The 13568-nt window shown below is 63.8% G+C and carries 11 protein-coding genes; 4 read left to right on the forward strand and 7 right to left on the reverse strand.

What is annotated here, in order from left to right; all coding sequences use genetic code 11:
• Positions 1–210: 210 nt before the first annotated feature.
• Positions 211–1038, reverse strand: coding sequence for a ferredoxin--NADP reductase (locus H5P29_RS02795; protein WP_067955244.1), 828 nt, complete (start codon positions 1036–1038; stop codon positions 211–213).
• Between the two features lie 186 nt (positions 1039–1224).
• On the opposite strand from H5P29_RS02795, the gene H5P29_RS02800 reads away from it, so the two are divergent.
• Positions 1225–3294 (forward strand): hydantoinase/oxoprolinase family protein, encoded by a 2070-nt coding sequence (locus H5P29_RS02800; RefSeq protein ID WP_154385898.1) that lies wholly within the window; start codon positions 1225–1227, stop codon positions 3292–3294.
• A 226-nt stretch (positions 3295–3520) separates the two neighbouring features.
• Positions 3521–5254, forward strand: coding sequence for a hydantoinase B/oxoprolinase family protein (locus H5P29_RS02805; RefSeq protein WP_154385897.1), 1734 nt, complete (start codon positions 3521–3523; stop codon positions 5252–5254).
• A gap of 150 nt (positions 5255–5404) precedes the next feature.
• Here H5P29_RS02805 and H5P29_RS02810 read toward each other — a convergent pair whose 3' ends face one another.
• The 6 genes from H5P29_RS02810 to H5P29_RS02835 all read right to left on the reverse strand — a co-directional run bounded on the left by H5P29_RS02810 (position 5405) and on the right by H5P29_RS02835 (position 11698).
• Positions 5405–6403 carry an ABC transporter ATP-binding protein gene (locus H5P29_RS02810; protein ID WP_067955250.1) on the reverse strand — a complete coding sequence of 333 codons (999 nt, stop codon included), beginning with the start codon at positions 6401–6403 and terminating at the stop codon, positions 5405–5407.
• Between the two features lie 15 nt (positions 6404–6418).
• A complete protein-coding gene (locus tag H5P29_RS02815) occupies positions 6419–7483 on the reverse strand; it encodes a Gfo/Idh/MocA family protein (RefSeq protein ID WP_067955252.1) in 1065 nt (354 codons plus the stop codon).
• Positions 7480–8319: a carbohydrate ABC transporter permease gene (locus tag H5P29_RS02820; RefSeq protein WP_067955253.1), complete on the reverse strand. Its 840-nt coding sequence runs from the start codon at positions 8317–8319 to the stop codon at positions 7480–7482. Before H5P29_RS02820 ends, H5P29_RS02815 begins: the two co-directional genes overlap by 4 nt.
• 7 nt (positions 8320–8326) lie before the next feature.
• Entirely contained in the window at positions 8327–9268 is a 942-nt protein-coding gene (locus tag H5P29_RS02825) for a carbohydrate ABC transporter permease (RefSeq protein WP_067955255.1), read from the reverse strand.
• Between the two features lie 219 nt (positions 9269–9487).
• Entirely contained in the window at positions 9488–10747 is a 1260-nt protein-coding gene (locus H5P29_RS02830) for an ABC transporter substrate-binding protein (RefSeq protein ID WP_067955257.1), read from the reverse strand.
• Between the two features lie 36 nt (positions 10748–10783).
• Positions 10784–11698: an N-acetylmuramic acid 6-phosphate etherase gene (locus H5P29_RS02835; protein WP_067955259.1), complete on the reverse strand. Its 915-nt coding sequence runs from the start codon at positions 11696–11698 to the stop codon at positions 10784–10786.
• A gap of 197 nt (positions 11699–11895) precedes the next feature.
• On the opposite strand from H5P29_RS02835, the gene H5P29_RS02840 reads away from it, so the two are divergent.
• Both H5P29_RS02840 and H5P29_RS02845 read left to right on the forward strand, forming a co-directional pair.
• Complete coding sequence (locus H5P29_RS02840) at positions 11896–12777, forward strand: N-acetylglucosamine kinase (RefSeq protein ID WP_067955260.1); 882 nt, start codon at positions 11896–11898, stop codon at positions 12775–12777.
• Entirely contained in the window at positions 12770–13558 is a 789-nt protein-coding gene (locus H5P29_RS02845) for a GntR family transcriptional regulator (protein ID WP_067955263.1), read from the forward strand. The genes H5P29_RS02840 and H5P29_RS02845 overlap by 8 nt, the downstream gene beginning before the upstream one ends.
• Positions 13559–13568: the final 10 nt, after the last annotated feature.

The raw sequence follows: 13568 nt of genomic DNA on the forward strand, positions 1-13568 counted from the left end.
TCCTCCGGACGCCTTGTCGTCGGCGCGACATCTCAAGAGCCGTCGACGGAAAGCCATGCTTTCGTCGCGGCAAAACAAGAATAGCCCGTGTAGCTATGCTCCACGAGTCCCCGGGGCGGAAGTTAGACGAAAAATCGAAACGGCGAAGCGTTATTTTGACCGGATGGTCAAAACGCCGGACCGCCAGGCGATCCGGCACTGAGGGAAGCGTCAGCCGACGAAGGCGCGCTCGACGACGAAGCTGCCCGGCTCATTCAGCGAGCCCTCGACGAAGCCGAGGCTCTCAGCCAGTTCCTTGACGTCCTTCAGCATGTGCATCGAGCCGCAGATCATGATGCGGTCGGTTTCGGGATCGAGCTTGTCGATGCCGAGGTCGCTGTAGAACTTGCCCGACGAAATGAGCGCGGTGATGCGGCCCATGCGCTCGGATTCCTCACGCGTCGTCGAATTGTAGAGCGTGACGCGGCCATGGGTCAGCTCGCCGATCAGCGGGTCGCTTTCGAGATTGGCGACCAGTTCCTGGCCATAGGTCAACTCGGCCACGTCGCGGCAGGTGTGGGTAAGGAAGACGTGCTCGTAGCGCTCATAGGTATCAGGATCGCGCAGCAGGCTGGCGAAGGGCGCGATGCCGGTGCCGGTCGAGATCATGAAAAGGCGCTTGCCCGGGGTCAGCGCGTCGAGCACCAGCGTGCCGGTCGACTTCTGGCGCATCAGGACCGTGTCGCCGGGAACGATCTTCTGCAATTCGGAGGTCAGAGGACCATCCGGCACCTTGATCGAGAAGAACTCAACTTCGTCGTCCCAGGACGGACTTGCCACCGAATAGGCACGGTAAACAGGCTTTTCGGCGTTGGGCAGGCCGATCATGACGAACTCGCCCGAACGGAAGCGCAGCGACTGCGGCCGGGTGATGCGGAAGGAAAAGAGGCGATCCGTGTAATGTTTCACCGAAACCACCGTTTCGGCGTAGACATTGGCAGGGATTGGGAACTGAAGCGGCTTGGCTTCGGCCGTCTTCAGCGCTGCTGCGGTGTTCATCGATCAAACCTCTCGCCCGGCGCGGCGACGTTTCCAGACCCGGCGCGCAGCGGAAATACAGGCAAATAATGGGACCTTGTTCGGGTTATTAATTAGTATACAAATGATATCAGCGTCAAGATTGTGGCATAAAACGCCTTTCTAAACTGGCACAGGAACGTAGTCCGGGCTTTTCGGGATTAGTCCATGGACGAGAATATTCCCGCAGAGGCGGGAAATGTCGTGGCAGGCATCGACGTCGGGGGGACCTTCACCGACCTGCTGCTGATCGACGGCAGGGATGGCGGGGCGGTCCACATCGCAAAGACGCCGACAACGGTCGAGAACCAGGCCCATGGTGTGATCGCAGCGCTCACCGCAACAGGCTTTCCCGTCGCCGACATCGACCTCATCGTGCATGGCACGACCACCACCACCAACGCAGTCCTCGAGCGCAGGCTGGCCAAAACCGGCATGATCACGACGCGCGGCTTTCGCGACGTGATCGAACTCGGCAGGCGGACCCGGCCGCAGCCCTATGGCATGACCGGCGTGTTCGTGCCTGTCATCCCGCGCAATCTCCGGTTCGAGGTTACCGAACGCGTCGAAGCCTCGGGGCGGGTGCGCGAGCCGCTCGACGAGAACGAGGTGCGGCAGGCAGTCAACCAGCTGGTCGCCGCCGGTTGCGAGGCGCTGGTCATCCATTTCCTGCATGCCTACGCCAACCCTGCGCATGAGCGACGCGCCGCGGAGATCGCGGCGGAGACCTGGCCAAATGGCCACATCACGACCGGGCACTCGCTGCTGTCGGAAGCACGCGAGTTCGAACGCGGGGTCACCGCCTCGGTCAACGCCGCCGTGCAGCCGATCCTCGAACGTTATGTCGGGCGGCTGCGCGACGAGCTGGCCACGCGCGGCTACGGCCGCGACTTCCTGATCATGAACGGCAATGGCGGCATGATCTCGGCGCACTTCGTCACCCGCGAGGCGGCAAAGACCGTCATGTCGGGGCCTGCCTCCGGCGTCATCGCCGCAGCCCATACCGGACGGCGTGCCGGCTTCGGGCATCTCGTCACCTATGACATGGGCGGCACCTCGACCGACGTCGCACTGATCCTCAATACCGAGCCCGCGGTCTCCAACGAGATCGAGATCGAATATGCGATGCCGATCCATGTGCCGATGGTGGCGGTGCACACAGTCGGTGCCGGCGGCGGCTCGATCGCGCGTGTCGACGCCTCCGGGCTGATCCAGGTCGGGCCGGAGAGCGCCGGCGCCAATCCCGGCCCTATCTGCTATGGTCGCGGCGGCACCGAGCCGACGATCACCGATGCCAATCTGGTGCTCGGGCGGCTCGACCCGAAAAGGCTGCTCGCAGTCGACGCGCCGGTGACGGCCGAGGCCGTGCGCCAGATCTTCGACGACAGGATCGGCAAGGCGACCGGGCTTGATGGTATTTCGGCGGCAGGGGCGGTGCTCCGGCTCGGCAACATCAAGATGGCAGGCGCCATCCGCATGGTGTCGGTGTCGCGCGGCCACGACCCGCGCGACTTCACGCTGTTTGCCTTCGGTGGCGCCGGCCCGCTTCATGCAACGGCGCTTGCCCGCGAACTCGGCCTGCCGCGGGTGCTGGTACCGGCGCGGCCCGGCATCACCAATGCGCTCGGCTGCGTCGTCGCCGATTTGCGCCACGACTTCGTCAACACGGTCAACCAGCCCGTCGCGCTGCTCGACGAGAAGCGGGCGCGGGACATTCTCGCCGGGCATCGCACGGCAGGCGAGGTGCTGATCGCCCAGGAGGCGGTGCGGCCGAACAGCATTCGCGTCAGCCACTCCGCCGACATGCAGTTCGTCGGGCAGACGCACATCGTCAACGTGCCGCTGCCCTCGGCGGATGTCGACCGCGCGACGTTGCAAGCGCTGTTCGAGAAGGCCTATTTCGCCCGTTTCAAGGTCGAACTGCCGGAGATCCGCGCCAATCTCGTCAACCTCAACACATCGGTGACGGGCGCCCGACCCGAGGTCGACCTCAGTCGCCTGATCGACCCGGCCGGACGGGCGGCGACGCTGGCGGAAGCGCTGCGCGAGATCAGGCCGGTGTGGTTCGACGGCAGCTGGCACGACACACCTGTCTATCTCAGGGAGAAACTGCCGCTCGACGCCGAGATCTTGGGACCGGCCATCCTCGAGCAGATGGACGCGACCACAGTGCTGGAACCAGGCGACCGGGCCTGCTCGGACCGGGATGGGAACATCATCATTGAGGTGGGGAGATGATTTCGCGCAAGCACCCCCACTCCGCCTCGCTGCGCTCGGCACCTCTCGCCCTGCCCGAGGGAGAGGAAAGACCGGCGGCGATCGGGGCGCTCGTCATCTCCTCAGCGACTCCGTTCCTTTCCCCCGTCGAAGCTCTTTTCCTCTCCCCCGTCGAACGGGGGAGAGGTGCCGAGCGCAGCGAGGCGGAGTGGGGGTCGACCTGCTTGGCGCCAAGCGAGCCCACGTCATGACCCTCGACGCCATCACTCTTTCCGTCATCCAGGCAGCGCTGCAGCAGACCTGCGACGAGATGGACCTGACGTTTTCGCGCGCGGCGTTTTCGCCCGTTATCGCCGAGGCCAACGACCGCTCGGATGGCATCTATTCGGCGATCGACGGCGCGCTGATCGCGCAAGGGTCGCAAGGGCTGCCGGTATTCGTCGGCGTCATGCAGCACTCGACCAAGACCATCATCGAGATGATAGCGGACGGATGTGTGCTGCGGCCCGAGCCAGGCGACATCTATGTTGTCAACGACCCCTATCTCGGCGGCACGCATCTGATGGACGTGCGTTTCGCCATGCCGGTGTGGCGTGCGGGAAAAGTCTTCTGCTGGCTGTCCAACACCGGTCACTGGCCGGATATCGGCGGTGCCGTGCCAGGCGGCTTTTCCGCCTCCGCGACGGCAGTGGAACAGGAGGGCCTGCGCCTGCCGCCGGTCAAGCTGTTCAAGAAAGGGGTGATGGACCCCGAGATCTACGCCATCATCTGCTCGAACATCCGGGTGGCCGACCAGCGCATCGGCGACATCCGCGCCCAGGCGGCGGCGCTCCATGTGGGGCAGGAGAGGCTGTTCCAGATTCTCGATCGTTACGGTGATGACACCGTCACGGCGGCGATCGCCGAACTGCGCCGACGCGCGGCGGAACAGATGCGGGCGCATATCGCTGCCCTGCCCGACGGCATCTACCGGTCAAAGGCCTTCGTCGATTCCGACGGCGTGGTCGATGCGCCGCTGACCATCGCGCTGTCGATCGCCAAGGCCGGCGACACGCTGACCTTCGACTTCGCCGGCTCGTCTGCACCTTGCGCCGGGCCGATGAACAGCGTGCTGGCGACGACATTGTCCTCGGTCTATCTCGCCATGCGGCACATCTTTCCCGATGTGCCGATCAGCGCGGGCGCCTTCGAGCCGTTGATCGTCAAGCGGCCGGAGGGCACGTTCTTGGATGCGCGCTACCCTCGCCCCGTCTCGGGCTGCGCGGCGGAAGTGTCGCAGCGCATCGCCGAGGCCGTCTTCGCCGCCATGGTGCAGGCGGCTCCCGACAAGGTGACGGCGGCACCCGCCGGTTCGAGCGGCAATTTCGCGCTCGGCGGCAATGATCCGGCGCGCGGCCGCGACTATGTCATGTACCAGATCTCGGGCGGCGGTTATGGCGGCAATTCAAGTCATGACGGGCTGTCCAACGGCTGTTCGACCATCGGCATCTCGAAATCGCCGCCGGTCGAGATCATGGAACAGGCCTATCCCGTGCTCTACCGACACTATGCCTTGCGCGAGGGATCTGGCGGCGCCGGCAAACAGCGCGGCGGGTTCGGCCTCGCCTACGAGATCGAGCTGCTGCGTGGCGCGGCGCGCGCCTCCTTCGTCATGGATCACGGCCGCACCGGCCCGCAGGGCGCGCTCGGCGGGCGCGATGGCATGGTCAATTCGGTGACCGTGTTTCGCGACGGTGCGGCGCATGTGCCGCCGCATCTGTCCAAGGAGCAGGACATTCCGCTGAAATCAGGCGACCGCGTGTCGGTCGGCACGCCGGGCGGCGGCGGTTATGGCGATCCGCTGGAGCGCGATCCCGACCTGGTGCTGCGTGATATCGGGCTCGGCTACTATACGCGCGAGCAGGCGGCTGACATGTTCGGAGTGGTGATTGGGAATGATGGGGTGGATGCCGAAGCGACTGCCCATCTGAGGCGGCGGTAACCGCCTCTCCGTTGAGGGGGCGAGGAACCGAGTTCTGGCAGATTGCGCCCTTCGAGATTGGCGTTTCCTCTCCCCCACGGAGTGGGGGAGGGTGGCACGGCGAAGCCGTGACGGAGAGGGGGTAGCCGCCCTCCCCGCCGCATCAAATCGTCAGCCCAGAACCTTGCCGTCTTCGCCGAAGCGATAGGTGCGGGCTGGCTCGGGCGTGGCATAAAGCGTGGCGCCGGGGCCGGTCTGGTACTCGCCGAACAGGCGAATGGTGATGAGGCCGGCCTTTTCGGTTTCGAGGAAGACGTTGGTGTCGGCGCCGAGATGCTCGGCATGGACCACCGTTCCTTTCCATGCGCCCTCGGTCTGACTGACCGAAATGTGCTCGGGGCGGACGCCGACCGTCTTGACGGTTTCGCCGAGGCGAGCACCTTCGATGAAGTTCATTTTTGGCGAGCCGATGAAACCGGCAACGAACAGGTTGGCCGGCTTGTTGTAGAGCTCCATCGGCGCACCGACCTGCTCGATGCGGCCAGCGTTGAGCACGACGATGCGATCAGCCAGCGTCATCGCCTCGACCTGGTCGTGAGTGACGTAGACCATCGTCGCCTTGAGGCGGTTGTGCAACTGGGCGATCTCGAGGCGCGTGTTGACGCGTAGGGCGGCGTCGAGGTTCGACAGCGGCTCATCGAAGAGGAACAGCTTGGGCTCGCGCACCAGGGCGCGGCCGATGGCGACGCGCTGGCGCTGGCCACCCGAGAGTTCGGCCGGACGACGCTTGAGGTAGGGCTCCAGCGACAGCATGGCCGAAGAAGCGGCAATGCGCTTGTCGATCTCGGCCGTCGGCGTGCCGGCCTGCTTGAGGCCGAGCGCCATGTTGTCGCGCACGGTAAGATGTGGGTAGAGCGCGTAGGTCTGGAACACCATGGCGATGCCGCGCTTCGACGGCGGGGCGTTGGTGACCCTGGCGTCGTCGATCAGCACATTGCCCGAGGTCGCGTCCTCGAGGCCGGCGATGATGCGCAGCAGCGTCGACTTTCCGCAGCCCGACGGGCCGACGAAGACAACGAACTCACCGTCCTTGACGTCGAGGTCGATGCCCTTCAGCACGTCGACAGGGCCAAAGGACTTCTTGACGTTTTCGATCTTGAGAGAACCCACAGGTCTTCCTTCCTGTTAAAGCTTGACCGGGCGGCCGGTGCGGACGCTTTCGTCCGCGGCGAGGCACACGCGCAGTGATTTGACGGCATCGTCCATGTGGCGGGTAAGGTCGATGTCCTCGCGGATGGCCTTCAGCACGAAGGCCTGCTCGCGATCACACAGGCCCTGATGGCCCGGCTCGTCCTTCATCGACAGGTCCTCGTCGGCATGGACGAAGCTGCCGTCTGCGCCGAGCTCGGCGCGGTGGACGCGGATCATGCTTGTCTTGGTGTGGGAATCGACGTCGTCCGACTTGGTGGCCGCCTCGTTGACGACGATCGAGACGCTGCCCTTGGGCGAGATCACATCCTTCACGAAGAACGCCGTCTCCGACATCATCGGGCCCCAGCCGGCCTCGTACCAGCCGACCGAACCGTCGGCGAACAGCACTTGCAGGTGACCGTAATTGTACATGTCGGGCGCGATCTCGTCGGTCATGCGCAGGCCCATGCCACGCACCTCGACCGGGTTGGCATCGGTGATCTGGCACATGACATCGAGATAGTGCACGCCGCAGTCGACGATCGGCGAGGTCGTCTTCATCAGCTGCTTGTGGGTATCCCACTTATGGGCCGAGGACTGCTGGTTGAGGTTCATGCGGAACACGTAGGGACCGCCAAGCGCACGGGCTTCGCCGATCAGGCGCATCCACGACGGGTGGTGGCGCAGGATGTAGCCGATCACCAGCTTGCGACCATTGGCCTTGGCGCAGGCGACGACCCGCTCGGCGTCGGCGACCGTTGTTGCCAGCGGCTTCTCCAGGAAGACGTGGCAGCCCATCTCCATTGCCATGACGGCATAATCGGCATGGCTGTCGGAATAGGTGTTGATCGAGGCGACGTCTGGTCTGAGTTCACGCAACGCGCCTTCGAAGGAGCGCTGGATGCCGTAACCTTCCATGCCCTCGGGCAGCGGCACGTCGGAGCGATTGACCAGGGCTGCGATCTCGAAGCCGGGGTTGTTGTGATAGGCCAGCGCGTGGCTGCGGCCCATGTTGCCGAGGCCGGCAACGACGACGCGAAGGGGCTTTTCAGTTGTCACTTGACGGCTCCGGAAGTGATGCCGCGGATCAGCTGCCGCGAGAAGAAGAAGTAGAGGATCAGCACCGGCAGGATCGCCAGCGAGAGTGCCGCCAGCACGGCGTTCCAGTTGGTGACGAACTGGCCAATGAACACCTGGGCGCCAAGGGTGACCGTCTTGGTCGCCTCGGACGGCGCCAGGATCAGCGGGAACCACAGGTCGTTCCAGATCGGGATCATGGTGAAGACCGCAACCGTCGCCATTGCCGGACGGACCAGCGGCAGGACGAGGCGGAAGAAGATGCGGTATTCGCTGAGACCGTCGATGCGGCCGGCGTTCTTCAGATCGTCCGACACCTGCTTCATGAATTCGGACAGGATGAAGACGGCGAGCGGCAGGCCTTGGGCGGTGTAGACCAGGATCAGCGCGGTCAGCGTGTTGACCAGGCCCGACGCCACCATCAGCTGCAGGATCGCGACCGTGCCGAGGCGGATCGGGATCATGATGCCGAGGGCCAGATAGAGGCCCATCATGGTGTTGCCCTTGAAGCGGTACTCCGACAGCGCAAACGCCGCCATGGCGCCGAACAGCAGCACGAAGAACAGCGAGGCAACCGTGACGATCAGGCTGTTCTGGAAATAGAGGAAGAAGTCGCCCTGCGCCATCACGGTGGTGTAGCCGATCAGGTCGAAGGTCTCTGATGTCGGCAGCGACAGCGGCGACCGGAAGATGGCGTTGCGCGACTTGAACGAGTTGACGACGATGACGATCACCGGAAACAGCGCGATCGCGGTGTAGGTCAGCAGCACCGCATGGGCGCCGATGGTGCGTGGCAGGGAGGAGGCAGCCTTGCTCATGACGCCCTCAGAACTGGTAGCGGCGCAGCCGCGTCTGGATAAGGAACAGGTACAGGCAGACGCCGGCGAGGATGATGAAGAACATCATCGAGGCGATGGTGGCGCCCATGTTCTTGTCGCCGATCTGCAGCTGGAAGCCGAAGAAGGTACGGTAGAGGAACGTACCCAGGATGTCGGTGGCGTAGTTTGGACCGGCAAGCGCGCCCTGCGCCGAGTAGATCAGGTCGAACGCGTTGAAGTTGCCGACGAAGGTGAGGATCGAGATGATGCCGATGGAGGGCAGGATCAGCGGCAGCTGGATCTTCCAGAACTGCGAGAAACCGGTGACGCCGTCACATTCGGCGGCCTCGATGACCTCGTCGGGTATCGACAGCATGGCGGCGTAGATCAGCATCATCGGGATGCCGACGAACTGCCAGACCGAGATCAGGCTGAGCGCGGTCAGCGCGTATTCTTCCTTGCCGAGCCAGGGCACGAACAGGCTCTTCAGGCCGACGAGGTCGAGCAGATTGGGCGCGACGCCCCAGAGCGGGCTCAGGATCAGTTTCCAGGCGAAACCGACGATGACGAAGGACAGCAGCGTCGGGATGAAGATCGCCGTGCGGTAGAAGGCCGAGAAGCGCAGCTTGGGGCTCGACAGCAGGGCCGCAAGGACCACGCCGATCGGGTTCTGCACCAGCATATGGATGATGAAGAACCAGGTGTTGTTGCCGAGTGCGTTCCAGAACGAAGCCGACCAGCGCGGATCGCCGAACAGGGTGCGGAAATTGTCGAAGCCGGCAAAGACCTGGGCATTGTCGACATTGCGGAACAACGACAGCTGCAAGGTACCGAACAGCGGCAGGATCATCACCGCGGTGTAGACCAGCAGCGCAGGCGCCAGGAACACGGCGATGTGCCAACGCGTTGGTCTTCTGTCTTGGCTATGCTCTAGGCTTTGCTGCGACATGTCAAAATCCCTGGGTCCGGCCGTTTGGGAGGCCGTTGTTCATCATAGCGAGGATGGACCTCTGCGGGCTTCCCGCCAATGGCCTGGGAAGCAGTAGCGCATCTTTGTGCGCGAGCATTCAACCCCTCTTGCCGATTCCGCGAGGTTCGAAATCGCCGAGGGAATGGAGAGCGCCACCAAAGCGGCGCCCTCCCAAGCGAGCATCAAGCCCGCCGCATCTTACTTAGCCGGCTTGTACCAGCTGTCGAGGCCCTTCTGCAGTTCGGCAGAAGCAGCTTCCGGGGTCTCGGTGCCGTTGATGACGTTGGCCGACTTGACCCAGGTTTCGTTCTCGAGGTTCGGCGTGCCGCGCGACAGGACCTGGTAGGTCGAGCGGATCGTCGGCTTGCACTTCTCGCGCCAGGAGACGAATTCCTGGGCCAGCGGATCTTCCATCTTCACGGCGGCCGAGTTCAGGCTGAAGAAGCCCGGCAGCGCGTTGGCATAGATGGACGCGAATTCTGGCGAAGCCACCCAGGTCAGGAAGGTCTTGGCGGCTTCGGCATTCGCGCTCTTGGGGTTGAGGCCAATGCCGATGTCGTTGTGGTCCGAGATGTAGCAGGTGTCACCAGCCTTGCGGACCGGCGGCGGGAAGGCGCCCATCTTGAACTGAGCCTGGGTGTTGAAGGTCGCGATCTCCCACGAACCGGCCGGATAGATGGCGGCGCGACCGAGGGTGAACAGGTTCTGGCTGTCCGGATAGGTCTGGGCTTCGAAACCGTCGCCGAGGTAAGGCTTCCACTTGGCCAGCGTCGCATAAGGCGCAACCCAGTCGGCGTCGGTCAGCTTCTGATCGCCCTTGATCAGCGCCAGGCGGCCTTCCTCACCCTTCCAATAGTTCGGGCCGATGTTCTGATAGCCCATGGTCGCGGCTTCCCAGAGGTCCTTGGTGCCCATCGCCATCGGGATGTAGGTGCCGTCGGCCTTGATCTTGTCGAGCGCTGCGAAGAACTCGTCCTCGGTCGCCGGCACGGCAATGCCGAGCTTCTCGAAGGCGTCCTTGTTGTAGATGAAGCCGTGGATGACGGACGCCATCGGCACGCAGAAGCTGGCCTTGCCATCGTCGGTCTGCCAGGCGGACTTGGCGACGTCGGAGAAGTTCTCCATGCCCTTCAGCGAGGTCAGGTCGGCGAGGTGACCCTTCTTGAACAGCTCGAGCGAAGCGTCGAACGGACGGCAGGTGATCAGGTCACCAGCCGAGCCTGCGTCGAGCTTGGCGTTGAGGGCGGCGTTGTACTCGGTCGGAGCCGACGGCGAGAAGGTGACCTTGATACCCGGATTGGCCTTCTCGAAGGCCGGGATCAGCTTTTCCTGCCAGATGGCGAGGTCGTCGTTACGCCAGCTTTCGATCGTCAGCGTCTTGTCCTGGGCGAGAGCGATCCCGGCGGAGCCGAGAATGCTGGACGCCATCAGAAGTCCAGTAAGCAACCTGTTAGACATTTCAGTTCTCCCTGTTTTGTACTTTCTCTCGGGCCTCTACTGATGAGAGCCACTGCTCCCCTCGAGTTTCGAAAGTGCGGACCTGAGCCGTTGGTCCGCCCCTTCAAGAAGTTGGTTCGCCGCTTCCGGGCTGGACGCGCCGGAAGCCAAAAGGATGGCGAGCTTGACCGAACCGCCGCTCTTTGCGAGCAGGGCCTGGGCAGTCGCCGTATCGCAGCCTGAAATGGCCGAAACGATACGCGCCGCACGCTCGTGCAGCTTGATGTTGTCGGCGTGCAAATTGACCATGTAGCCGTCATGGACATGACCGAGATGAATCGCGGCCAGCGTCGACATCATGTTGAGCGCAATCTTCTGCGCCGTGCCGGCGCCCATGCGGGTCGAGCCGGCAACGACTTCCGGCGGCGTCGCCAGCAGCACGGAAACATCGGCGCGGTCAAACATCGGCGCGCCTGCATTGTTGGCGAAGGCGATGGTCGCGGCACCGCGGCGCCGCGCCTCTTCGAGCGCGCTCATTGCATAAGGCGTCGAGCCGCTGGCCGAGACAGCGACAAGGCAGTCGCCCGCTTCCAGGCCGGTCCCGGCAACGTCGCTGGCGGCCAGGGCAACATCGTCCTCGGGACCGCCGGCGAGATTGACCAGCGCCTCGCGGCCGCCAGCCAGAAGAATGAAGACACGCTCGCGCGGGATGCCGAAGGTGCCGGGCAGTTCGAGCGCATCGGCCAGCGCCATCAGGCCAGAGCTTCCGGCCGCCGCGTAGACGAGACGACCGCCGCGCGCCAGGCAGGCAGCAATCTTTTCAGCGGCTTGGGCAATTGCGGGGATGGCGGCGTGAACGGCGCGCGCAGCTTCGATCTGCGCATCGGCAAGCAGGCGAAGAACGGAATCGGGTGCCTGGGCATCAATGCCCCCGGCATCCTTGTGCACCGCTTCTGTACGCCTTGGCGCCATTCTGTCTCTCCCTTTCATCGACAATACCAAAAAAATACCACTTGTCCAGCGCCGTTAACAAATTCCTTTACTGCAGCGCAAGGCAATTCAAAAATCCCCTAAAATTCAATTGAATGGCCATCAGTCTCCGCCATCCGGAATTTAGCACTTGGCTATTGGTATTTTATTGGTATTATCAGCCTCGAGGAGAAAACACCGTGGATCTTGTGCTCGGGATAGATGGTGGCGGCACTGGCTGCCGGGCCGCTCTGGCCAATGCAAGCGGCGATATCATCGGCCGCGGGCGTGGCGGGCCGGCCAATATCCGCACCGACCTTGCCGGTGCGTGCAACAATATCGTCGAGGCAGCCCGCCAGGCATTCGTGGATGCCGGCCAGGACCCGGCATTGATCGCCAATGCCGACGCGGTGCTCGGCCTCGCAGGCGCCAATGTCGGCGACTACAAGCAGCGGCTTGAAGCCATGCTGCCGTTTCGAAACAGCTCCGTAGAGAATGACTCGCTGATTTCGTTGGAAGGCGCGCTCGGCGACCATGACGGCGCGATCGCGGCACTCGGCACCGGCACCGTCTACCTCGGTCGCAGGCTCGGCCAGTTCCACCCCCTCGGCGGCTGGGGCTTTCAGATCGGTGATCTCGGCAGTGGCGCGCGCATCGGCCGCGACCTGCTGCAGGAAAGCCTGCTGGTCTACGACAGGATCCATGCCGGCTCGGCACTGACCGACATCATGCTGGAGCGCTTCAACGACAACCCCAGCGACATTGTCGAGTTCACCACCAATGCGAAGCCCGGAGACTACGGCCAGTTTGCGCCGATGGTTTTCGAGCATGCAGCAAAAGGCGACGCTGTCGGACAGAGGCTTGTCGAGCGCGCCGTTGCCGACGTCGAGGAAACGCTCGCCGTTTTCGATCTCGCGCCCAGCGAACGACTCTGCCTTCTCGGCGGGCTCGCCGGCCTCTATGCACCGCTGCTTTCCAAGCGCTATCGCACCATCATGCATCCGCCGCTGCAGGACGCGCTCGGCGGCGCCGTGCAGATGGCGGTGAAGAAATTCCGCAAAGCGGGAGGTCACCATGGATGACGGTGCCGAACGCATTTTCGCCGCCCTGCGCGACGTCAGCCAGTCTGGCGCGCCACTGTACCTCCAGCTCAAGAAGAACATCGAGGAAGCGGTCAAGCGCGGCCTGATCGGTCCCGGCGACGCCCTGCCCTCGGAGCGCGATATTGCGGCCCAGGCCGACATTTCGCGCGTCACCGTGCGCAAGGCGGTGCAGGACCTTGTGAAGTCGGGCGTGCTGGTGCAGCGCCACGGCTCGGGCACATTCGTTGCCCCACGCATGGAGCGCGTCGAACAGTCGCTGTCGCGCCTGACCTCGTTCACCGAAGACATGGCACGGCGCGGCATGGCCGCGCGGTCGCAATGGCTCGACCGCGGCATCTACACCGCCTCACCGGACGAGATGATGGTGCTTGGGCTCTCGGCCAGCGAGCTGGTGTCCAGACTCAGCCGCCTGCGCATCGCCGACGAGACGCCGCTCGCCATCGAGCGCGCAACAATTTCGGCTTCGGTGCTGCCAGACCCTCACGAAGTGACATCTTCGCTCTATATGGCTCTTGGTAAGACCGGTCATCGCCCGGTCCGGGCCGTGCAGCGCATCTCCGCCGTCAATCTCGGCGAAGCCGAGGCACAGCTCCTGGCCGTGCCCATTGGCTCGGCCTGCCTGCAGATCGAGCGCATTTCGTACCTTGCCAGCGGCAAGGTGATCGAGTTCACCAAGTCGATCTATCGCGGCGACGCCTATGACTTCGTCGCGGAACTGAGATTGCCCGGCCCGGATGGGCAAGAAGGAGAAGCTACTTGAACGCGACTAC

The sequence above is a fragment of the Aminobacter sp. MDW-2 genome, assembly GCF_014250155.1.
Lineage (GTDB): Bacteria > Pseudomonadota > Alphaproteobacteria > Rhizobiales > Rhizobiaceae > Aminobacter > Aminobacter ciceronei.